The sequence below is a fragment of the Caldifermentibacillus hisashii genome (assembly GCF_039654145.1).
Classification (GTDB): domain Bacteria; phylum Bacillota; class Bacilli; order Bacillales; family Caldibacillaceae; genus Caldifermentibacillus; species Caldifermentibacillus hisashii.
The window spans coordinates 1,718,059-1,741,772 of the sequence record NZ_CP155467.1 but is presented as its reverse complement, the minus strand read 5'-3'; the positions used below and the strand labels follow the sequence as shown (position 1 = coordinate 1,741,772).

The window sequence follows — 23,714 nt, the reverse complement described above, 5'->3', positions numbered from 1 at the left end:
CAAGTTTTTCGGCTCAAAATGGCGACGAGAACGGGGTTCGTCGCCAAAATAGCAAGTTTTTCGGCTTAAAATGACGACGAGAATGGATCTCGTCGCCAAAATAGCAAGTTTTTCGGCTTAAAATGACGACGAGAATGGATCTCGTCGCCAAAATAATGCTCTTTTCTTCTCAAAATGACGACGAGAACGGGGTTCATCGCCAAAATAAAGCTATTTTCTCTTCAAAATGGCGACGAGAACGGGGTTCGTCGCCAAAATAGCAAGTTTTTCGGCTCAAAATGGCGACGAGAACGGGGTTCGTCGCCAAAATAGCAAGTTTTTCGGCTTAAAATGACGACGAGAATGGATCTCGTCGCCAAAATAATGCTCTTTTCTTCTCAAAATGACGACGAGAACGGGGTTCATCGCCAAAAAAGTTGATTTTCCATCGCAAAATGGTGACGAAAACACTTATCGTCACTACACAAATTTACATAATAATATTATCGTAAATTTAATTTATCGCTCTAAGACAAAGTTCCGTTAATGCTTGTTCAAACTTTTCATCGTTTTCTTTTTGACGCTTCTTCGGGCCTTTTAATCTCCCGCCGGCACGCCTGATTTTTTGTGAAGTATACCTGAATTCTAAAAGTTGTCCAATATTTTCAGACGTATATTCCCAACCGTTTTGATTGATGGCATATCCTTTTTTTGCAAGGACCATTGAGGCAAGACCATAATCTTGCGTTACAATAATATCTCCTTTTCGGACATGATTAACTAACTTAAAGTCCACCGCATCCGCCCCTTTGGAGACAATAATTGTTTCCGCTTCGGGGCGATCAATTGCATGGGATGTATCACAAAACAGCAAAACCTGTAAGCCAAATTGTTTTGCCACTTTTATTGTTTCATCAATGACAGGACACCCGTCAGCATCGACTAATACTTTCGGTAACACATTCTCCACTTCTCAACATTCCTTTTTGTTAAAAATGAGACCACTAAAAAATGCAAAAATTCATAAGATCGCCCGTCAAACACCATACCTAGTTCTATTCATGTGGTCTACCCCACTTGTATATTGTGTAAGTATACTTATTCAAATTGATTTTCACTGGCCTTGTTAAAAATAAAAAAATCGTCTCTCATAACAACGGTCGCATATCGCATATTGGTGATGAAAGGGAAGCTTTTTCCCGCATATTTGGGTCTCTCTTCCATATCCTTTTTTACTTCGAGTGCGATTTTGTACCGAATATAAATGTATAGTTTTTTTGCATTGTTACTAAGCCATTGTTCAGCCAATTCTTCAAGAATCCTTTCTTGCTCCTCACGCATGGCTTCCAGCTTTCTTTCTTCTTCTCTTTTTAGTTGCATCTTTTTAATTTCAAAAAACTTTTTCTCCCATACAGCGACCGGAAATGTATCATTAAGCCATTGTTCCACATCAAAGGTATATGCATCCTTTATCTCACTTTGAAATAATTTTTTAACTAATTATTATCTGCACTTTCAAATTGCACACCTTTTTCAATCAAATACTGCTTCCGTTCCTTAATCGAGTATGCCCCTTGCACAACATTTACCCATATATTTTGCCAAATCTGTTGTAAAAAATTATTGCGATCATGATAATATTGATCAAGTGTTGGCAAATCATCAAGCCGTTCAAAATAACGATCAATATCTTCAATAATTTTGCTTTGAACTTTATTTACCGCTCGATTGTACAAGCTCTTCATTTTTCCATATTCCCTTCACCCGGTTCATCAACATCGTAAAAATGAAAAATCACTCAAGACCAATTTGTGATTATATGAAAAGGACAATCCAACTTCACCGAACGGGTCAATAAGTAATCACATATTGACCCATTCAATTCCTACGCTTTCATGATTGTCCCCAGTTGATGTTCATTTTAAAAATATATTTGATCCTTTTTACCGAAGTTCCTTTAATATATACCATGCACCGGTTTTTACGGCACGGACACGAACCGTTTCTCTGTTTCCCGGCAATAAGACAAAATGACTAGCGGTAGGCTTATTCTTAAATGACACACCAATATAAACTGAACCGGGTTCTTTTCCTTCCAATGAGGCTGGTCCGGCAACACCGGTAAAGCTGATTCCGATATCAGTGTCCATCAATTTTCGGACATTTTCTGCCATCTCCATTGCGCATTCTTTACTGACGACACCATAAGTTTCAACAGTGTCCGGATTTACGCCAAGTACATTTATTTTTATTTCAGGGGAATACGATACGATCCCGCCCTGAAACCATTTGCTGACACCGGCAATGGATGTCACTTCTTCCTGAAACAGTCCGCCCGTTAAACTTTCAGCTACCGAAAGTGTCATGTTGTTGCTTTCAATCAAATTGCCCATTTCTTTGATAATCGTTGTTTCATCATATCCGTAAAAAAATTCACCCACCCGCTCCATAATTTTTGCTTCTGTCTCATCCAGTAACCTTCTTCGTTCAAGATCTGAGGGATGTTTAGCTGTAAGCCGCAATGTCACTTCGCCATCAGAAGCGAGCGGGGCAATGGTCGGGTTTGTCTGCTGATCAATGAAATCTTCCAGCGTATGTTCCAGAGTTGATTCACCAATACCAAAAAATCGTAACACACGAGATTCAATTCGATCAATGGATTCCAACCGATTTAGGATTGCTTTCATACCATAATTTGAAAACATCGGCTCCATTTCACTAGGCGGACCGGGAAGTAGCATATAAGTAATTTCATTTTTTGTTAACACCATTCCCGGTGCCATTCCGGTATCGTTTGGCAAAACCTCCGCATGTTCAAAAACAAGTGCTTGTTTCCGATTATTCGGTGTCATGGTAACATTCCGTTTTCTAAAAAATTCTTCTATCGAGCCAAGAGCCGCTTCATTATGAACAAGCTTTACTCCCAGATGATTTGCAATGGTTTCTTTTGTTAAATCATCTTTTGTAGGCCCTAAGCCACCCGTAAAAATAATTAAATTGGAACGACTTTCGGCAATTTCCACCGCTCTTTTCAACCGCTCGGCATTATCCCCAACAACGGTATGGTAAAATACATTTACCCCAATACCGGCCAATTGTTGAGAAATAAATTTTGCATTCGTATTAGCAATTTGGCCAAGTAATAATTCGGACCCAACTGCAATAATTTCACCATTCAATTTGAATCTCTCCTTTGCCGAAAAAAATCATGTATCCTTCTTACTCAGAAATTTCACACAGACCTTTTGCGGATTATTTCGAATTTGTGAATACATGTTTATTTTTGACGAAATAGTCAATCCCGGACCATAAAGTAAAAAATGTCGCTACATATAAGGCAAGATCGGCAAAAGGAAAATTTGCATATGAAAACGGAACATTCTTTAATAATAACGCAACAATAGCGATAATTTGCGTCCATGTTTTTATTTTTCCCAACATGTTGGCAGCTACAACTTCTCCACCACCGGCTAAAATAAGGCGCAGACCGGTAACCGCGAACTCCCTACTGATAATGATAATGACAATCCAAGATGGCGCCATGCCTTGTTCAACCAAAATAATAAATGCTGATGATACTAACAATTTATCAGCTAGTGGATCAAGAAATTTTCCAAGATTGGTAACCAAATTATACTTTCTAGCATAATGTCCATCGATCCAGTCTGTTGTTGAAGCAATAATGAAGATAATCGTGCCAATAAATTCTGATACCGGTATAAGTACGCATCCGAAATTAAATGTGCCCCATGGAAAATCTATAACCATTAGAATAACAAATATAGGAATTAATAATACGCGTAAAAAAGTAATTCGATTAGGTAAGTTCACTTTTAAAGACCCCCATTTAATTTAACTGCTGCTAATTGTTTGTTTGGCAACTTGGAAATTTCTACCTAACTATTTTATATGAATAGAAGAAAATAGTCACTGTAAAATGACTATTTTCTATTCTCCCGTTTTTTCATATTGAATAATAATGTTTTGTACATTAGCAGTTGTCGGAATGTCCAGTTTTTGATCGTTCACATAAATTTCTAATGCAGGTGCATAACCGGTTTTGATTCTGATTTCCGTTTCATTTGTTAAGTCGAGGGTTTGCGGGGCAGCTTCCGTTATGGTCGCATTTAAAAGTTGTTGATTATTTGCATTTTCAATTCCTACCCACGATTTTCCTCCATTTATAACCTTTAAGGTCAATTGAAATTTATCAGCATTCGTTAATTTATATGTAGTTTTATTCCCTTGTGTTGCTACAACTGCTATATTCTGTGTTTTTTCAGGTTCTTTTTTCTCCTGCTTTTTGTCATTTTTTTGCTCTGTTTCTTTTTTGGTTGATTCTTCATCCGCTTTTTCCGTTTTTTCGTTTTTTGGCGGTGTTCCAGACTCGGCATATTCAATAGCTTCATTATTTTGCTTATCGTTTACTGCGGTTTTTGCATCATTATTGCTGACTGCTTTTTGAATAAAAAACCAAGCCAAAACGATAATCCCGATAATGACCAAGGTGATGATGATCCTTGGTAACATCTCCAGAAATTTTGATACACCTTCGTCAGGTTTTCGTGTTCCGCTGCGTGATAACGGTTCTGCTATTTGTTCTTCGTAAACGGACGGGATTTCATGTTTATATTCATCAAACAATGACTCCGGATCAAGACCAACCGCTTCCCCATATTGTTTGATAAAAGCACGTACATAAAATTTTCCGGGAATGGAATCGTAATTACCTTCTTCAATACCTTTAAGATATCGTTTTTGGATCTTTGTTATATCTTGTAAATCATCCAATGTTAATCCTTTTGCTTCACGTGCTTCTTTCAATCGATTTCCTAGTTCCGTCAATGGTAAACACCTTCCATTTATTTATAATCAAACCCATCAATACTGTTTCCGGAAAGTAGATTTTGCCTATCTACATTATAGATGATTTCTTCGCCCGGTTCATTTCTCAGCTCAATAATATAATCAAAATCTTCCAACCCGTATTCTGAATTCGCCACGAATAAATCAGGATGCTCAATAACTTTGATTGCCGGCAACCTCATGATTTCCCGGATAAGCTGCCAATGTTTTTCATTTCCTCTTCGAATGGAGACAGCACCATCAATGATATACACATACTTATCGCTGTACTCCCCTTCAATCAAATTATTTCTGATTGTTTGTTTCAATAAAGTAGAGGATACAAATAACCATCTTTTGTTAGCTGATACACTGGCCGCAACAATAGATTCGGTTTTTCCCACTCGGGGCATTCCCCGAATCCCTATTAACCGATGATCTTCTCCTTTAAAAATTTCACTCATGAAATCCACTAACAAGCCAATTTCGTCACGAATAAAACGAAAAGTTTTCTTATCATCTGCGTCTCTTTGTATATAACGTCCATGTCGAACCGCCAGTCGGTCCCGTAATGTCGGTTCCCTTAGTTTGACAAGATTAATTGTTTCCATTGTTTGCAAAATCAATGCCAACCGTTCGATTTGATGTTTTGTCGATAAAATGAGAAGTCCCCTTGAACCTTGGTCAATTCCGTTTATGGTTATGATATTAATCGATAGCATCCCCAATAATGAAGAGATATCTCCAAGTAAGCCGGGTCGATTTATTTTGATCTCATATTCTAAATACCACTCTTTTTTCTCCTCCATATGAACCTCACACGAATGAAATTTTTTCATGACCTTCTCACTAATAATAATATATGATTTTACCGAGATATGAAAGGAAGTACAGCAAATTTTTATAAACTTAATTATCTGAATTTACCTTTAAGTAGGCTAAAACGTCCGAGCCTTTAGGCAACTTATGACATGTAGTTCACCGAAAAAATATAATTTTTTTTGGCTGTGATTTTTCCGCAAAGCTTTCCTTGTGTACTTATATTTAAAACTTTAAAATTTCCCACTACGTCAAATTCGTATCCTTGCTAAAAATTTCTATTTTCTCAAAGAATGAAAAAGAGAGGTTGAATCCCCTCTCTATTTCGAACTGTTATTTTGAACTAATTTCACCATGATGTTGGCGATTGCTTGCTGTTCCTGTTCATCTGCAACTGACCAAAGATCTGACAGCACTCGTTCCTGTTCATTTTTCGGATCAACTTGATTGGCCAAGTAATCTCCAATTTGGTAAGCCAAGTCAGTAATAACATTTTGATCTAAACCGGCATCTTTTGCTTGGTTTAGTCGGTCACCTAGAAAATTCTTCCATTCATCCCAGTTATGCAAAACACTCATTTGTCTGGAACCTCCTTTTTCATATTCATTACTATTTTGCATAAACTTATGGAAAATATACGATGAATCTTTTCAAGCAACAAATAAATTTTTTTGTATGTACCTATAAGATGTTTTTAATATACTAGAGTTTCGTCGATTAATTGGTTTTCTAAGGTGCGAAACTCAAATCATATATACCAACCTCCGTTTACGGCCAAAACTTGACCGGTTATATAGGAAGCCTCCTTTGACAATAAAAAACTGACAGCATTGGCCACATCTATGGGACTCCCTAATCTTCCCATCGGAACCTCATCTGTGACGATGTTTAAATCTTCTTCACTAATATTTTTCAACATTTCTGTTTGGATCGCCCCCGGTGCAACGACATTTACCCGAATTTGACTTGGTGCAACCTCTTTACTTAAAGCTTTTGCAAAACTGATTTGCCCACCCTTCACAGCCGAATAAACCGTTTCACAAGAAGCACCGGTCTGCCCCCAAATGGAAGAAATAAATATGACCGAACCTGTTTTTCTTTGGATTAATTTTGGCAGTAAATTTTTCGTAATCATTATTGGAGCATATAAATGAAGCGATATCAGTGCTTCAATTTCTTCTGGCAACATATGCGTAAGTAATTTTTGAACAGCATTACCGCTATTATGAATTATTCCGTCGATTTGATAAATTTCATGGCAGAGTTTGGTTATTCCTTCCTCTGAGCGCAAGTCAGCTTGAACCGGGATAAATTCGCTATTCGGATAAAGTTGAGTCAATTTATTCAGCATCTGTGTAATTTTTTCTTTATTTTGATGGTAGTGTAAATATAGAGAATATCCTTGCTGCGCTAATTTGGTACTTATGGCGCTTCCTATACCTCCGCTTGCACCAGTAACTAAAATAAAACGTTTTTCCATCCTATCTCCTTCCCTCTCATTGAACGGTGAAAAAATTAGTGCCGGGTACTACAACCAGACAAATCCGAAAAATACATCTCAAATGTAGAAAGATTGGGGAAAGTTACCCCAATCTTTCTTTTTAACTATTTTTAGGCAAAACTTTGCAAACGGTTAAACGGTCATCAGCAATTAAATCATTGGCCACTTTTTTCACATCAGAAAATGTAATTTCCTCCAACATTGGTACGACCTTAAATAAATCCATTTCATTGAAAGCATACCTTGTAAATTGGTTGGCAATATACTCCGGTGAATTTAACGCCCTTAAAAAACTGCCGATTCTATTTTTCTTTACTCGTTCAAGTGCTTCTTCGGAAAGATTTTTTGCTGATTTCGCTTGTTTCAAAATGGAAGTAAGTTTTTCCTGCAATTGCTCAGGTTCTCTCGTGTCGCCGCCAACCATTGCAAAACTAAAACTTTCTTCTTGCGTATAGTCATATGAAAACGAGTCATCAATAAGCCCCGCATCATACATTCCCCGATAATTTTCGGAACTTTGATTGAATAACAAATCCATTAACAATTGGGTCGATAACTCATTTTTTAACATTGTATCGCCCTTTTGGTTTGTGTAACTTCCCTTGATGCCGACCATTATTTTCGGCGTTTGCACATTCATATGGAGGACTTGTTCCTTTTTGGCAACAGCTGTAGGTTCCTCCGCAAACTTTCTTTCTATTTCCGGCTGATCTGTAAACGGTTTTTTTGCTTGATTATCTTTTATAAAATTCATCATTTCTTGCGGATTGACCGGTCCAACGACAAATAATAGCATATTGCTCGGATGATAAAATGTATGATAGCACTCATACAATAAATCTTTCGTTATCTTTGCAATGGAGTCAATGGTTCCGGCGATATCAATTTTCACAGGATGGTTATGATACATATTTTCAATTGCTCCGAAATAAAGCCGCCAATCCGGATTATCATTATACATTTGAATTTCTTGTCCGATAATCCCTTTTTCCTTTTCGACCGTTTTTTCAGTAAAATATGGTTCTTGAACAAAATTAATTAAAGTCTCTAAGTTTTCTTTTACATTCGTGGTCGATGAAAAAAGGTAAGCTGTCCTTGTAAAGGATGTAAAGGCGTTGGCAGATGCTCCCTGCTTGCTAAATTGACCAAAAACATCGCCATCTTCTTTTTCAAACATTTTATGCTCAAGAAAATGGGCAATCCCGTCCGGTACAAGTTTTAAATCTTTTTGACCAAGCGGTACAAAATAATTATCAATCGAACCATATTTTGTCGTAAATGTCGCAAAAGTCTTGTTAAATCCTTTTTTCGGTAAAATATAAACATCTAATCCATTGGTCATTTTCTCATAATATAACTCTTCATCCAGCTGATCAAATAGCAGTCTTTCCACAGTTTTACGCCTCCAATCCTGATAAGAAATAAATGGTATCCAATTGAATCTTTTCGCCAACCTGTATAATATTCTCCTTGGTGACTTTTGCAATCTTTTCCTTCCAAACTTCTTCTGAAACATTGGTACCGCTGATAACATTATGGTAAAGAACTTCAACAAGCCCTCGTGAGGTATCTAAAGTTTCCAACATTTGATTTTGGATAACCGCTTTTGTTTGTTCGATATCTGCTTCAGTAAAATCGCCATTTTTCATTGCCTGTAACTGTTCTTTAATAATTGTGACAGCTTTTTCATAATTTTTCGTTTCAATTCCGGTCATGACTAACATTAAACCTTTATGACTCTCAAGCCGACTGGCAGCGTAATAGGCCAAACTCGCTTTTTCACGAACATTAATAAACAATTTCGAATGGGGAAAGCCGCCAAATAAACCATTAAACACCTGTAAGGCAAAATAATCATCTTCACCATATCGAGTATCTGTTCTTAAACCCATATTTAACTTTCCTTGAGCGACATCCTGCTTTTCGATGATGACATTTTCTTTTACCCTTTTACGAATATTGGTTTGTTCAACCTTTTTAGATGTACGGCTTTTTAATTGAAATTTCGCTTGACAGGACTGAATGACTTCTTCTTCAGTAAAATCTCCGACGATATATAAATCCAATTCATCCGAAGAGAGCGAATCTTGATAATAGTTGTAAAGTGATTGAGCAGTGATTTGGTCAACGTCTTCCAAAATGCCATTCACAGGAATAGCATACGGTTCATCTTTACACATTTCTTGTATCAGCCTTAAGTTTGCATATCGCATTTTGTCATCATTGACTGCTTGGATCCGCTGTTTTAATGTACGTTTTTCTTTCGCAACAATCTGTTCGTCAAATGAATCATTCGCGGATCTCGGATTAAATAAAACATCCGCAAGTAGTGTTAAAGCTTTATCTAATAACGGTTCCGATTGCTTTAAAAACTTTTCGTTGGCTACTTCCATCGTTATGGAAATAATATGGTATTCTCCCTTTTTTTGCAAATCGACAGACAAGGTGGCACCGTAAAGATTTTCCAAATATGTTCTAAGTTCTGTAAATGACGGGTATGTATTGGTGCCGCTTTGTAATACATAGGGAAGAAGTGCCCTTGTCGTTGCATATTCTTTTTCAATTGGTGCCTTCATTTTAAATACAATCGTGTTTGTTTTGTACTTATCTGTCTTGACTAAATGCAATTTTACACCTTGATTGTCAATAACCTTTTCCATTATTTTCCTCCTATTCTTTCCATATGAACTCCTATTCTTTAATCATTTTATCCCTCTTTCCACTATACATGTGTATATTTTATAATTTCAAGTTTACAGTGAATTTTTTCGAAAAGATAATCCTTTCCTAAATGGAAATAGAGCCCCACCTGATTGGTAGGGCTCGTTCCAAAATGGCTTTTTATCTGCTGCCTTTAATATAAGGTGTATTTAATGCTTTCGGTGCAACAGATTTTCCGATAAAACCGGCTACAGCCAAGATTGTTAATACATAAGGTAAAATATACAAATAAACGGTTGGAATGTCTTTAATAAATGGAATGCTCGGACCGATTGTGCTTAAACTTTGGGCAAAACCGAAGAAAATGGCTGCACCCATCATCCCTAACGGATTCCATTTACCGAAAATCATTGCGGCAATCGCCATAAACCCTTGACCGCTAATAGTCGCATGGCTGTAATCAAGCGTGATAGATTGAGCGTAGATGGCTCCACCGATACCCCCTAATGCACCACTAATCATAACACCGATATAACGCATTCTGTTCACTTTAATCCCCATTGTATCGGCTGCAGTCGGATGCTCACCTACAGAACGGAGGCGAAGACCAAACGGTGTTTTAAATAAAATAACCCAGCCGACAATCGCTGCAAGAATGGCCAAATAAGAAGTTAAATAAACATTTTGGAAAAAGATTTTACCAATAACCGGAATGTTTTCTAAAACCGGAATGTCAAAACGAGTTATTGCATCCTTAACCATCGGTGTTTGGCCTTTTCCTTCAAATAGTTTCTTTACAAGGAATATTGTTGCCCCGGCAGCTAACATATTCAAGGCTGTGCCGGCAATAATTTGATCAGAACGAAAGGTGACCGACGAAACAGCTAATAAGGAAGAAAATAAGCTTCCGACAATCATTGCGATCATAATGGATACAAAGACAGTTGCTCCACCAAAGACATCATGCAAGAAAAGATTAGATATAATTCCGGTAAAGGCACCAATTTGCATAACGCCTTCCAGTCCAATATTGGTAACACCCGACCGCTCCGTAAAAACGGCACCTAATCCAGTGAAGATGAGAGGAGCTGCATAAAAGATCGCATTATAAAAGATGAAGGCAATTATATCAATCAGACTCATCCTACTTCACTCCTTTCTTTTTCGAAAACTTTTCATACAACCATTGGAATAAGTACCCACTCGCAACAAAGAAAATAATGACGGCAATAATAACCGAAATCATTTCTTCAGGAATTTGAGCAGGTGGATTCGGCATATTTAGTGATCCATACTTTAACGCACCGAAAAGAATTGCCCCAAAAACAACGCCAATCGGATTGTTGCCGCCAAGGACCGCTACCGCAATTCCGTCGAAACCAATTCCTGTCATGGCCGTTTTTGTTGAAACATATTCAAATGTTCCCAGTCCTTCCATGGCACCCGCCAAACCGGCAATGAAACCGGAAATAACCATAGAAATGACAATATTTCTCGGAACATTCATACCGGCATATTTAGAAGCATCTTGACTGAATCCGGCAGCTTTTAATTCATACCCTAAGGTTGTTTTCTCTAAGATAAACCAAATGATAATGACGGTAAGAATAGCAATAAAGATCCCGCCATGCAACCGCGAATATTGTGTGATCTCTTCAAAAAATGGAATTCTAAGAGATGCTGTTTGCGCTATCTGTTCGGTAGTGTCCCCTTTTGCAATGGACCGAATTAAAGCATTAGTAACATGGAGAGCTGTATAGTTTAACATAATCGTTACGACAACCTCATTAACCCCCAGTTTTGCCTTCAAAATTCCCGGTATAAACGCCCAAAAAGCACCGGCTAAACCTGCAGCTAAAATTGCCAGAGGTAAATGTATATAAGCAGGTAAATCAAAACTAATTCCGACATAAACCGCAGCAAACCACCCGACGATTAATTGACCTTCAACGCCGATGTTAAATAACCCTGTTTTGAATGCAAAGGCGACGGCCAGACCGGCTAAAACATAGGGAGTTATTTGTCGAATCGATTCACCTATAACATAAGAGTCCCCAAAAATTCCTTCCCATAACTGTGTATAACCGACAATCGGATTATAGCCACTGATAGCAATAATCAATGCACCAACCAGTAATCCTAAAATAACAGCCAAAACCGGTATTAAAATCGATGTCCATCGTTTTGACATGTTACTCCTCACCTTCCTTCTTAACAGCCTGGTCTAACATTTGCTGATGATTATCTTTATCCACTTTATGACCAGCCATCAATAAACCAAGTTCTTGTTCATTTGTTTCTTTCGGATTGACGATATCTAAAATTTGACCATCAAAAATAACAGCAATGCGGTCGCTCACATTCATAACTTCATCTAATTCAAAGGATACAAGAAGAACCGCTTTTCCGTTATCTCTTTGTTCAATTAAGCGCTTATGAATAAATTCAATTGCTCCGACATCAAGACCCCTTGTCGGTTGTGCAGCTATGAGCAAATCGGGATCTCTATCAATTTCTCTACCAATAATAACTTTTTGTTGATTTCCGCCTGATAAAGCACGAGCGGGTTCATATGCACTTTGGGTACGGACATCGTATTCTTCAATTAATTTATTTGCATAATTATAAATTTCACGATTTTGTAAAACTCCTATTTTTGAAAATGGTTCATGATAATAGGATTGCAATACAAAATTTTCTCCGACTGAAAAATTAAGAACAAGACCATGACGATGTCGATCTTGTGGTATATGTCCAAGTCCTGTTTCAGTAATCTTTCGCGGTTTTAAATTTGTAATATCTTTACCGACCAATGTAATGTTTCCGCTTTCAACACGTCTTAGTCCGGTAATCGCCTCAATTAACTCCGTTTGACCATTTCCATCAACACCGGCAATTCCCAAAATTTCTCCACGGCGTACAGATAAATTTAGATTTTTTACTTTATCCACCCCGCGGTAATCTTTTACTACAAGATTTTCAACTTTTAATACTTCTTCTTTTGGATTAGCCGGTTTCTTTTCTGTTTTAAATACAACATCACGACCAACCATTAAACTCGCTAATTCAGTAGGATTTGTATCAGAAACGTTTAATGTTTTTATTGCTTTTCCACGACGAATAACGGTAACACGATCGGCTACTTCCATAATTTCTTTCAATTTATGAGTTATTAAAATAATCGATTTCCCTTCACTAATCAGTTTTTTCATAATATCAATCAGTTCCGTGATTTCTTGTGGTGTGAGTGAAGCGGTCGGTTCATCGAAAATAAGAATATCGGCCCCGCGATAAAGTGTTTTGAGAATTTCAACACGTTGCTGCATGCCGACAGAAATATCCGCTACCACTGCATACGGGTCGACTTCAAGACCATACAATTCTGAAAGGCGGGTAATTTCCTCCGCAGCCGATTTAATATCAATTGTTCCAGCGCCGTGCTTCGGTTCTTTCCCTAATATAATATTTTCCGTAACGGTAAACGTATCAACTAACATAAAGTGTTGATGAACCATTCCAATCCCTAAATCATTTGCCACGTTCGGGTCTGTTATTTTAACAGACTTTCCTTTAACGCGAATTTCCCCTCCATCCGGTTGATACAATCCGAATAACACATTCATCAATGTTGATTTTCCGGCGCCATTTTCACCTAAAAGGGCATGAATTTCCCCCTTTTTTAATTGCAAGGTAATATTGTCATTCGCCACAAAATTGCCGAATACCTTGGTAATATTCAACATCTCTATAACATAGTCCATATTCAACCCCCCTAGCACAACAATTGTTTTTCATCTCGCCTGTCAGGACTTTTAGTGACAGCTCTCGTTCACTCGAAAAAATGGCAATTGGTAGAACCCAATTGCGACTATTCACCTTCCTTTACTTTTTTTATAATAGGAATAATAGAAAAGTAAACAAAATAGTCCAAAAAAAGATATAAAAGGCATACATAAAAAGCTTCAATTTAAAAGAGTGATGAAATTAAAGCTTTTTATGTATCGCTTTTTAGCAAGATGGATACAGTAGGAATAACCCACTGTATCCATTATCATTATTCATAAACTTTGTTAAAAACCGGAAAGTTATGGAGTCACACCTAGATCTTTCAAGAAGCTTTCCATATCTTTTTTTGTTCCCGGAGGTGTAACATCGCCATTAATGATTTTTTCCTTCCAATCGTTAACGGCCGTTAAGGTTGTTTCAGATAAATGGTCGCCTGTAGTGGACAATTCAACACCTTTATCTGCCAAGCCATACGTAACAGTCGTTCCACCTGGGAATTTACCATCCATAGACTTTTGGGCAATGTCTTTAACAGCGAGATCCACACGTTTTAAAGCAGATGTTAAAGTAATATTATATTCCTTCCCATCCACTTCAACGGTACCTTCATCATATTGGTCACTGTCAACACCAATTACCCATACATTTGCATCCGGGTTTTGTTGCTTTCTTTCTTTTGCTTCAGCAAACACACCGTTACCGGTTGCACCTGCAGCATGGAAAATAATATCTGCACCGTTGGAATAGATTTGGTTTGCAGCAGATTTTCCAAGGTCAGCCTTATCGAAAGCACCGGTATAGTTTACTTGCACCTTAATGGATGGATCAACGGATGCCACACCAGCTCTAAATCCAGCTTCGAACCTTGTAATAACATCACTTTCCATGCCGCCGACAAAACCAACGTTTTTCGTTTTTGTTTCCATTGCAGCAGCAACCCCTGCAAGGAAGGCAGCCTCTTGTTCTTTAAACATGATGCTGACGACGTTGTCTTTTTCAACAACAGAATCAACGATACCAAAATGAACATTTTTACGTTGACCGGCAATTTCACCAATTGGTTTTTCCAATTTAAAACCGATACCGAAAATTAAATCAAAGTTACGACGAGCTAATGCGTTTAAGTTCGATACATAGTCTGCATCTGATTTCGATTGCAAATAGTCGAAGCCGCCATCGCCTTTTTTAAGATTGTGTTCTTTACCGAAAGCCTGAATTCCTTCCCAAGCGGATTGGTTAAAGGATTTATCATCGACTCCACCAACATCGGTTACCATTGCAACGGAAAAGGACTTATCATCTTTACCGCCATCTTTGGCTCCTTGATTATTATTTCCTTCATCTTTTGAACCACAGCCACTTAAGACAAGCCCTGAAAGAAGAAGGAGTGAAAAAAGAATAGAAAGTCTTTTTTTCTTCATGAGAAATCCCCCTTAAAAATTTTTAATAGAGCATATTGTGAAAATGGTTGCCTACCTTTATTCTATGAAAATTTTCCTATTTTATAAAAATTATTCTCGTAAAGCACCTTTTTCACATGCCGCTATTAACTAAGTTAAATATAGCACGAAATATTTAAAATAGGAATACGAACTTTAAATTTAACGAAAAAAACTTGTGAACAAAGTATGAAAACCTTATCATTGCGACTTTGTCAAGGTATAAAAAATCAATTTGATATTTTCTAAATGTTAACATACAAGTAACTCACGAACATTTTCCCGAAAAAAACTGTATAGTATTCGATATTCCCATTTTTCAAAAAAATATTGACCAGGGAAAGAGCCCTGGTTTTTCTACCATTTTAAGAAAGTTTAAGATGTTTTCATGTCATCTTCACCCGGTTTTGCAATGAGCACCGCTCTCGGTTTACTTCCTTCATAAGGTCCTACGATTCCCCGTTTTTCCATTTCATCGATTAAACGTGCAGCTCTAGTATAACCAATTCGAAATCTTCTTTGCAGCATCGAGACGGAAGCGGTTTGCATTTCGGCAATTAATTGTACCGCCTCATCATATAATTCATCATCGACTGTTTCTTCTGTTTCAACAATTTCATCCGGAATCATCTCTTCTTGATATTGTGCCTTTTGCTGTGAAATAACAAAATTGACTACATCCTCGACCTCTGAATCGGATAAAAACGCACCTTGAATCCGGATCGGTTTTGACTGACCAACCGGCAGGAATAACATATCCCCCCGCCCAAGAAGTTTTTCTGCCCCACCCATGTCCAAAATCGTTCTGGAATCGGTTTGTGAACTTACGGCAAATGCAATCCGGGAAGGGATATTTGCTTTAATAACACCGGTAATCACATCTACAGAAGGTCTTTGTGTAGCGATAATTAAATGGATGCCGGCTGCCCGAGCCATTTGAGCAAGTCTGGTGATGGCATCTTCCACATCCGATGATGCAACCATCATTAAGTCGGCAAGTTCATCAACAATAACGACAATAAATGGTAGGAGCGGTTGTTTTTCACCGGTTTCAAGATTATGACGGCGAATAAAATCATTATATCCTTCAATATTTCTTGTTCCGGTTTGGGAAAACAGTTCATATCTTCGTTCCATTTCATTTACTACCTTTTTCAATGCTTGCGCTGCTTTTTTCGGATTGGTAACGACCGGTGCCAGTAGATGCGGTACACCATTATACACATTTAATTCCACCATTTTTGGATCGATCATCATTAATTTGACTTCGTGGGGTTTTGTCCGCATTAAAATACTGGTAATAATTCCATTAACACACACACTTTTTCCGGAACCGGTTGCCCCGGCGATTAAAAGGTGCGGCATTTTATTTAATTCAGTCAGTACAGCTTCTCCGGTAATATCGCGGCCAAGACCAATCAATAATTTTTTATCGATTTGATCATAACTGCCTTCCAATACTTCTCTCAAAGATACTACTGCAATTTCTGAGTTAGGTACTTCTATACCAATTGCCGATTTACCGGGAATGGGGGCTTCCATGCGAATATCTTTAGCGGCAAGTGCCAGTGCAATATCATCCGTAAGTGAGATGATCTTACTCACTTTCACACCGATATCGGGATGAACCTCATATTTGGTAACTGCAGGCCCAATATGTACTTGGGTTACCCTCGCCTTAACACCAAAACTTTGAAATGTCCGTTCCAATTTCGCAGCATTGGAATGAACAAATTCATATTCATTACTTTGATCCGTCTGTTTCGGTAATTTTAATAAGGACAATGGTGGTAATTGATAATCGACATTTTCCACCTCGGAAAAATTCATTGGAACTTGTGTGATCTCATCATCGTCATTTTCTTCAACAGCTGCTTTCTCATGGGTGACATCATCACGATATACTTTCTCGGCAAAATTAGAAATAATCGGCTCTTTTCCGGGTATTGTTTCATTAACTTGCTCATGTTTGTTGCTGACTTCCGAATGTTCGGGTTTCTTCTTTCTTTGATTGGCCTGCTTTCTTTTTGGTTTCAGCCGCCAGTTATTTATGTCGTTTTTAACACTCTTCCACATGTCACTAAAGAAAGACATCATCTTTGAAAAAAACGTATGTAAAATGTCCCCGAATGATTTACCGGTAAGTAAAATAAATCCGATCATCATCGATATAAAGGCAATGATTTTTGCCCCTGTCTCCTCAAATAATAAAAAACAGACGGAAAATAAAAGAGCTCCAATCATCCCTCCGCCTAAATCCGTAGAACTTACTTCGCCTCGTAAATCCATCCAATACAATTCCCAAGTATTTACGAGAACACTAGGTTTATTAAAAGGCCCCTGACTGGAAAGCAATTCAAACAATTTTACATGGCTTAATAACAGGACTGCTGCAAAAATTAAATAAGTACCAATTAATTTTCTATGAAAAAAGTTGGGCCAGCTTCGTTTCCAGATTAAATAACAGCTTAAAAAAATTCCCGATAAAGGTAAAATAATAAACCACTCGCCTGCTAAAAAACGGAAAAAACTTACCAGGCCAAGACCTACTAAACCAAGGTGTAAGATGGCAATAATAGATAAGGCCAAAATAATAAAAGCGCCCACTTCAAACTTAATTGTTTGTCTCAACTTCATTTGTCTTTTTGTCTTACGTTTTTTTCGTTTTACCATAAACCGTCACCTAAATCATAAAGATAGCAGCCTTTATTTGGCTGCTGCTTGTATTTTTCTTATTATATCATAAGTAAGGGCAAGAATAATAGACACCGGCCTTTTTAATACGTTAAGAAAGTATAAATTTCCAGCAAAGAAGCGAATTCGACGTAGTGGGAAATTTTAAGAATTAAGTATAAGTGCACAAGGAAAGCTTCACTGGAATACATCGCAGCCGAAAAAATTTTATATTTTTTCGGTGAACTACGGCTTTGCCATCGCCTAAAGGCTCGGCAGTCGCCGAGTTTTCTTTATCGTTATAAGGATAACAATACAGGCAAACAGCCGTTAAATACGTTTTATTGTCTGGCTGCGGGCGCTCTGCACTTTTCTTATTGCCAATAGGAAATCCTTGCCCCCGGATAAATGTCCGTTTGTAAATAATGATTCGGGTTTGTACTTAAAATTTGTTTTACTTGTAAATCCGTTTCATTCATTACTTCTACGATTAGCGGTATTCCGTTATAAACAACGAACTTGTCCCTAGTTTGGGAAGATTGTCCCTCCTGAAAAATTAATTCAGCCGGTATTAGTGTATGTAAAATCACTGGACAATCCCCTCCTCATTTTTCCGTTCCAATTCGATTAATTCATTTAATTTCTCCATTGCCTGTCCGATGCCTCCCACTTCATTGATCAATCCATACTCTACTGCATCTGTCCCAATCACATTGGTCCCTATATCACGAGTTAAATTTCCTTTGGCAAACATTAGATCTTTAAAGGTTTCCGCTTTTATTTTCGAATGTTTCGTAACAAAACTAACAACACGATCTTGCATTTTATCCAAATATTCAAATGTTTGCGGAACACCAATGACAAGACCGGTCAAGCGAATCGGATGGATAGTCATCGTTGCTGTTTCAGCAATAAAACTGTAATCCGTACTTACAGCAATTGGTACGCCTATTGAATGACCACCTCCCAATACAAGGGAAACGGTCGGTTTCGATAAGGATGCGAGCATTTCTGCAATGGCTAAACCGGCCTCTACATCTCCTCCAACTGTATTTAAAATAATCAGTAACCCCTCAATTTTTGGATTTTGTTCAATCGCAACAATTTGTGGAATGACATGTTCGTATTTCGTTGTTTTATTTTGCGGCGGCAGCTGTAAGTGCCCTTCTATTTGACCGACGATTGTTAAACAATGAATATTGGAATCATTGGACAAACTAGGGACATTCGTTTGTCCAAGTTGTTGAATTTTTTCCATCAATGGAGACATCGGTGCTTCTGTTTTTGGAATCTCCTTTTGCGGGTTCTCTTGTTCTTGATTGTACTTCATATTCATAAACGAAACTCCTTCCAATCGTGATACGTATAGTATGAACGACAATTACAATTTCATGCGAATTGAAAGACGTTCCGTTTCAATAATAAAGCGAAAATGACTGTTATACTTCCATAATGATTGGAATGATCATTGGTTTTCGTTTTGTTTTACTAAAAAGGTAACTATTTAATGATTCTCGCATTTCTTGTTTTATATTGGACCATTCAAAGTTATGGAGTTTTATGTTCTTTGTAACAATATCTTTTACCATTTTGGTTACCTGTCCCATTAATTCTTCTGATTCCCTAACATAAACAAAACCTCTTGAAATAATTTCAGGACCGGAGACAACTTTCTTTTCGTTCCTATTAATTGAGACAACAACAATTAAAATCCCATCTTGGGAGAGCACTTTTCGATCACGTAAAACGATATTGCCGACATCACCTACACCGCTGCCGTCAATTAATATATTACCGGCAGTGACACGACCGTTTTGCCTAATTTGGCCATTTTTTATTTCAATTACATCCCCTTTTTCCGGTATAAAAATACAATCACGATCAACGCCCATCTTCTCGGCAATATTCGCATGTGCTTTTAACATTCTATATTCACCGTGAATGGGGATAAAAAATTTCGGTCTCATTAAATTAATCATTAATTTCAATTCTTCTTCCCGACCGTGTCCACTTACATGCACTTTTGGACCGATAATGACATTGGCACCGGCTCGAAACAGCATATCAACCGTCCGGATTAAAAATATTTCGCCACCACGATGGGGAGAAGCTGCAATTAAAACCGTATCATTCTTTTCGATTTGGAGTAATTTATGAGATCGTTTAACCATTTTTTGGAGTGCTTCCAACGGTTCCCCTTGGTGCCCGCTCATCAGAATCGCAATTTCATGGGGCTCATATTTCCCCATATCTTCATAGCGAATGATTAACTCTTCCTGGACCTCCAAATACCCTAACTGTTGTGTTATTTGAAACACATGCTGCAACGTCTTACCAACAATAACCACTTTTCTGCCGGATTGGGAACTGGCATTTAACAGCCGTTGGATGGCATTGACAGATGATGCATAGCACGCGAAAATAACCCGCCCCTCTGCTTTTTCAAAAACTTCTTCAACTGAATTTTCTACTTGTACTTCTGACGGGGTATAGCCGACTTTATCAGCTTCCGTACTGTCGGAAAGTAAACAAAGAACCCCTTTTTCACCGATCTTCGCCATTTTGTTAATACTTGCACGGTATCGTTCAGTAGCACTTTGGTCAAATTTAAAATCACCGGTATAAACAATCGATCCGTTTTCTGTTTCAATTTGAATACCTACTGAATCAGGTATACTGTGATTCACCCGAAAAAAGGAAATATTGGCATGTGTAAATGAAAGACGAGTGTTCTCATCAATTTCACGGAATTCATATGGTAATCGACTATTTTTTTCTTGCAATTTCTCTTTCGTTAAAGCAAGTGTCAACTTTGTCCCAAATATTGGAACAGATAATTTGTCTAAAAAGTAAATAAGTGCACCGGTATGATCTTCATGTCCATGGGATAAAAAGATGCCGCGTAGTCGAGTTCGGTTTTCTAACAAGTAAGTAATATCCGGAATCACAATATCAATTCCAAACATTTCATCTTCGGGATACATTAAACCGGCATCGATAACAAATAAATCATCTTCCACCTCGATCACGTACATATTTTTACCAAGTTCTCCCACTCCACCTAAAGGAATGATTCTGATTTTTTGTGTTGTTTTGTTCAAATAAAACAGCCTCCTGTTAGTATATAATAAAATAAATAATTTTCAGCAATTAAACCAACCAAACTACCTTTTTGGATGATTACCACGAGAAATTTCAACTAAATATCATTGAATTTTATGTATTCAAACGCAAAATATTGTACTTTGCTCGTTAGGTTTTTAAAATGGGGGGAATATATCAATTATGTATTTTTATCATAACTTTTTCATCGATTGTTTACAAATAACCCGATGAAAAAGTTATCCTGTCTTCATTCCACTGCAACTTTTTTTTGGACTTATATCATTTTATCATAGTTTACTGATTACAATATGAATATAATAATCGGGACACCCGATTGTGAAGAGGTCCTAAGTTGGTTGTTGTTCATTTATCCAACTAAGAATTTTCACATGTATGGATGTCCCGTAATTTTAACATATTTTGATCGAATAAAATTGATTGTACCAAAAAGTATATTTTCTAAAAAATTTATGCTTAGAATCAATATTTCTTCAAACTATACAGGTTGCACATGATACTTTGTGAAAATGATTTAGAAAATCCTTTTTAGGTATTAATGATCAAGCGTCTTTAACAATTCTGCCAATTTATTCCGTTCCTTTTCTGTTAGTGGAACAAGAGGCAAACGGACGGAACCGACATTTAAACCTTTTAATTGTAATGCGGTTTTTACCGGAGCCGGACTAGGGGCGGCAAACAATCCTTTCATAATTGGCAAAAGCTTTTGATGCCATTTTGCTGCCTCTGTAACATTTCCCGAGAAAAACGCTTGAATCATTTGTTGCATTTCATTCCCAATGATATGCGCAGCAACAGAAACAACACCGACACCACCGATGGAAAGAGTCGGCAGCGCTAAACTGTCGTCCCCACAATATAAAACGAAATCATCCGGCGTATTTGCTATGATTTGAGTCATTTGCACAAGATTTCCGCTCGCTTCTTTCACCGCTTTTATGTTTGGGACTTCGCTCAAACGGATGATTGTTTCCGGCTCAATATTAACTGACGAACGACCCGGAATATTATAAATCATAACTGGTAAACTCGTACTTTCGGCAATTGCCTTAAAATGCTGATACAAACCTTCTTGATTCGGCTTATTATAATAAGGAGCAACGAGTAAAATGGCATCGACACCAATGTCCTCGGCTTTTTTCGTTAATTCAATCGAGTCCTTTGTGTTATAGTTACCGGTCCCGGCGATAACAGGAACTCGTTTATCAACTACGTTTACAACATGTTTAAATAATGCCGCTTTTTCCTCAAAAGTCAAAGTCGGTGATTCACCGGTTGTACCTGAGATGACAAGCGAATCACTGCCATTTTTCAGCAAATATTCAACCAAATGGGATGTTTTTTGAAAATCAATATTCCCTTTTGCATCAAAAGGAGTAACCATCGCGGTAGATATTCGTCCAAAAATGCTCATTTTCTTCACTCCTTCATTTTGTTTATAAATGAGCTTTTTTCATCAATCGCCTCAACATCGATTTCGGCTTTTTCCAGTTGAAATGCATCATGAAGTGCATTGACCGCTTTTTTTAGATCATCTTGTTTTACTAATACCCAGATTGTTGTATAACTGTCAGCCGATTGTAAAATTCGAATCCCTTGATTTGATAAAGCCGTTACGATTTTCGATGCAACACCAGGTACGCCGGTAATTCCTGCGCCAACGACCGACACCTTTGCACAATGTTTTTCTAAATATGGTTCATATCCTAATAATTCCAGTGTTGCTTTCGCTTTATCGGCCATATCGTCACTCACTGTATAGACGACATCATTCGGTGATATATTTATGAAATCTACCGAGATTTGCTCCGAAGCCATCGCCTTAAATACTTCCACCTGTAAATTAAATTGACCTTTTTTTGCCAATACTTTTATTTGCGTTACGTTGGAGACATGGGCGATTCCAGTGACTAATCTTTCCTTGATATCCGTTCCCCGTTTTATTTTTGATAACTTTGTAACCAATGTCCCTTTTGCATCTGAATAAGTAGAGCGCACACGAATCGGAACATCTGCTTGCATAGCGATTTCTACTGCTCGCGGGTGAATGACTTTTGCCCCCTGATAGGCTAAATTGCTCACTTCATTATACGTAACAATATCTAGTGGGCGAGCCTTTTCAGTCAATTTTGGATCAGCTGTCATGACTCCGGCTACATCTGTAAAAATATCGATCCAATCCGCTTGTAACGCTGCCCCCAATGCTGCTGCAGATGTATCACTACCACCGCGTCCAATCGTTGTCACATCGCCATTAGCGGTGATTCCTTGAAATCCGGCAACCACAACGACATCATGAGATTCAAGTTCCTTTAATAACCGGGTCGTATCCATTTCGACAATTTTTGCATTTGTAAAATCATCGTTTGTGCGGAATCCCGCTTGAGCCCCGGTTAATGAAGCAGCTTTGATCCCGTTTTCCAGCAACATTTCTGTAAAAACAACCGACGAGATTACTTCTCCGCATGACATAAGGATATCTTGTTCGCGCTTTGATACTTTTGTATTTGAACCGCCGACAAGGGAGAGCAAAGTATCTGTTGCATAAGGGTCGCCCATTCTTCCCATGGCGGAAACAACGACAACCGATTTATATCCCTCTTCAATTACTTTTTTTATATGTTTTAATGCATGCAAACGGTTTTCTTCTGTTCGTACAGAGGTACCGCCAAATTTTTGTACGATAATTTTTCTCATATAACACCTCAACCAAAAAAAAGTTATGCCAATAGTCGTATTTCATTATCCCACCTTAACGGCGAGTCAAGACCCCCCACCTCAAGATTTTGAGATTACATTAAAGATAGGTGGGGAATGAGAAAAACTCCACTGATGGAAGTTTCACTTTATCCCGCACAAACGGTCACTAAATCTTCCTCTTAAGTCTT

23 protein-coding genes are annotated in these 23,714 nt (G+C 37.7%); 1 reads left to right on the top strand and 22 read right to left on the bottom strand.

The genetic code is table 11. The annotated features are described in order from the left end of the window. Positions 1 to 13 precede the first annotated feature (13 nt). Positions 14 to 151, bottom strand: a complete 138-nt coding sequence (locus NSQ14_RS08255) for a hypothetical protein (RefSeq protein WP_156103201.1) — start codon at positions 149 to 151, stop codon at positions 14 to 16. Between the two features lie 23 nt (positions 152 to 174). Between NSQ14_RS08255 and NSQ14_RS08250 the strand changes: the two genes are divergently transcribed. Continuing rightward, positions 175 to 312 (top strand): hypothetical protein, encoded by a 138-nt coding sequence (locus NSQ14_RS08250; protein ID WP_346217072.1) that lies wholly within the window; start codon positions 175 to 177, stop codon positions 310 to 312. Positions 313 to 493: 181 nt separating this feature from the next. On the opposite strand, the gene NSQ14_RS08245 is transcribed toward NSQ14_RS08250, so the two are convergent. The 21 genes from NSQ14_RS08245 to dapG all read right to left on the bottom strand — a co-directional run bounded on the left by NSQ14_RS08245 (position 494) and on the right by dapG (position 23,523). Then, the gene (locus tag NSQ14_RS08245; protein WP_034769958.1) at positions 494 to 940 is read right to left on the bottom strand and encodes a YaiI/YqxD family protein; all 447 of its coding nucleotides are present in this window, start codon (positions 938 to 940) and stop codon (positions 494 to 496) included. 137 nt (positions 941 to 1,077) lie between these two features. Next, entirely contained in the window at positions 1,078 to 1,428 is a 351-nt protein-coding gene (locus NSQ14_RS08240) for a hypothetical protein (protein WP_034769902.1), read from the bottom strand. 47 nt (positions 1,429 to 1,475) lie between these two features. Next, on the bottom strand, positions 1,476 to 1,724 hold the full coding sequence (locus NSQ14_RS08235) for a hypothetical protein (protein ID WP_034769901.1): 249 nt from the start codon (positions 1,722 to 1,724) through the stop codon (positions 1,476 to 1,478). 198 nt (positions 1,725 to 1,922) lie between these two features. Beyond that, positions 1,923 to 3,158 carry a competence/damage-inducible protein A gene (locus NSQ14_RS08230; RefSeq protein ID WP_034769898.1) on the bottom strand — a complete coding sequence of 412 codons (1,236 nt, stop codon included), beginning with the start codon at positions 3,156 to 3,158 and terminating at the stop codon, positions 1,923 to 1,925. Between the two features lie 73 nt (positions 3,159 to 3,231). Continuing rightward, positions 3,232 to 3,810, bottom strand: coding sequence for a CDP-diacylglycerol--glycerol-3-phosphate 3-phosphatidyltransferase (gene pgsA / locus NSQ14_RS08225; RefSeq protein WP_346217071.1), 579 nt, complete (start codon positions 3,808 to 3,810; stop codon positions 3,232 to 3,234). Positions 3,811 to 3,927: 117 nt separating this feature from the next. Then, positions 3,928 to 4,824 carry a helix-turn-helix domain-containing protein gene (locus NSQ14_RS08220; protein ID WP_041903276.1) on the bottom strand — a complete coding sequence of 299 codons (897 nt, stop codon included), beginning with the start codon at positions 4,822 to 4,824 and terminating at the stop codon, positions 3,928 to 3,930. A 17-nt stretch (positions 4,825 to 4,841) separates the two neighbouring features. Further along, the gene (locus tag NSQ14_RS08215; protein ID WP_095141166.1) at positions 4,842 to 5,633 is read right to left on the bottom strand and encodes a DUF3388 domain-containing protein; all 792 of its coding nucleotides are present in this window, start codon (positions 5,631 to 5,633) and stop codon (positions 4,842 to 4,844) included. A gap of 330 nt (positions 5,634 to 5,963) precedes the next feature. Further along, positions 5,964 to 6,221: a DUF3243 domain-containing protein gene (locus tag NSQ14_RS08210; RefSeq protein WP_034769894.1), complete on the bottom strand. Its 258-nt coding sequence runs from the start codon at positions 6,219 to 6,221 to the stop codon at positions 5,964 to 5,966. Between the two features lie 170 nt (positions 6,222 to 6,391). Next, a complete protein-coding gene (ymfI, locus tag NSQ14_RS08205) occupies positions 6,392 to 7,123 on the bottom strand; it encodes an elongation factor P 5-aminopentanone reductase (RefSeq protein ID WP_034769892.1) in 732 nt (243 codons plus the stop codon). Positions 7,124 to 7,244: 121 nt separating this feature from the next. Next, a complete protein-coding gene (yfmH, locus tag NSQ14_RS08200; RefSeq protein WP_343191089.1) occupies positions 7,245 to 8,537 on the bottom strand; it encodes an EF-P 5-aminopentanol modification-associated protein YfmH in 1,293 nt (430 codons plus the stop codon). A 4-nt stretch (positions 8,538 to 8,541) separates the two neighbouring features. Further along, complete coding sequence (gene yfmF, locus NSQ14_RS08195; RefSeq protein WP_343191088.1) at positions 8,542 to 9,804, bottom strand: EF-P 5-aminopentanol modification-associated protein YfmF; 1,263 nt, start codon at positions 9,802 to 9,804, stop codon at positions 8,542 to 8,544. Positions 9,805 to 9,985: 181 nt separating this feature from the next. Beyond that, entirely contained in the window at positions 9,986 to 10,948 is a 963-nt protein-coding gene (locus NSQ14_RS08190) for an ABC transporter permease (protein ID WP_041846566.1), read from the bottom strand. A gap of 1 nt (position 10,949) precedes the next feature. Then, complete coding sequence (locus NSQ14_RS08185) at positions 10,950 to 11,996, bottom strand: ABC transporter permease (protein WP_346208445.1); 1,047 nt, start codon at positions 11,994 to 11,996, stop codon at positions 10,950 to 10,952. Between the two features lies 1 nt (position 11,997). Beyond that, positions 11,998 to 13,566, bottom strand: a complete 1,569-nt coding sequence (locus NSQ14_RS08180) for an ABC transporter ATP-binding protein (protein WP_346208444.1) — start codon at positions 13,564 to 13,566, stop codon at positions 11,998 to 12,000. A 324-nt stretch (positions 13,567 to 13,890) separates the two neighbouring features. Continuing rightward, positions 13,891 to 15,012: a BMP family protein gene (locus NSQ14_RS08175; RefSeq protein WP_346208443.1), complete on the bottom strand. Its 1,122-nt coding sequence runs from the start codon at positions 15,010 to 15,012 to the stop codon at positions 13,891 to 13,893. 393 nt (positions 15,013 to 15,405) lie between these two features. Further along, positions 15,406 to 17,703 (bottom strand): DNA translocase FtsK, encoded by a 2,298-nt coding sequence (locus tag NSQ14_RS08170; RefSeq protein WP_346208442.1) that lies wholly within the window; start codon positions 17,701 to 17,703, stop codon positions 15,406 to 15,408. 374 nt (positions 17,704 to 18,077) lie between these two features. After that, entirely contained in the window at positions 18,078 to 18,293 is a 216-nt protein-coding gene (locus tag NSQ14_RS08165; protein WP_041846571.1) for a YlzJ-like family protein, read from the bottom strand. Next, positions 18,290 to 19,033, bottom strand: a complete 744-nt coding sequence (locus NSQ14_RS08160) for a ClpP family protease (RefSeq protein WP_095141165.1) — start codon at positions 19,031 to 19,033, stop codon at positions 18,290 to 18,292. Before NSQ14_RS08160 ends, NSQ14_RS08165 begins: the two co-directional genes overlap by 4 nt. A gap of 109 nt (positions 19,034 to 19,142) precedes the next feature. Further along, positions 19,143 to 20,804 carry a ribonuclease J gene (locus NSQ14_RS08155; RefSeq protein WP_244996801.1) on the bottom strand — a complete coding sequence of 554 codons (1,662 nt, stop codon included), beginning with the start codon at positions 20,802 to 20,804 and terminating at the stop codon, positions 19,143 to 19,145. Between the two features lie 557 nt (positions 20,805 to 21,361). After that, entirely contained in the window at positions 21,362 to 22,240 is an 879-nt protein-coding gene (gene dapA / locus NSQ14_RS08150) for a 4-hydroxy-tetrahydrodipicolinate synthase (RefSeq protein WP_343191085.1), read from the bottom strand. A 5-nt stretch (positions 22,241 to 22,245) separates the two neighbouring features. Next, positions 22,246 to 23,523 (bottom strand): aspartate kinase, encoded by a 1,278-nt coding sequence (dapG, locus tag NSQ14_RS08145; RefSeq protein WP_216408323.1) that lies wholly within the window; start codon positions 23,521 to 23,523, stop codon positions 22,246 to 22,248. Between the last annotated feature and the right edge of the window lie 191 nt (positions 23,524 to 23,714).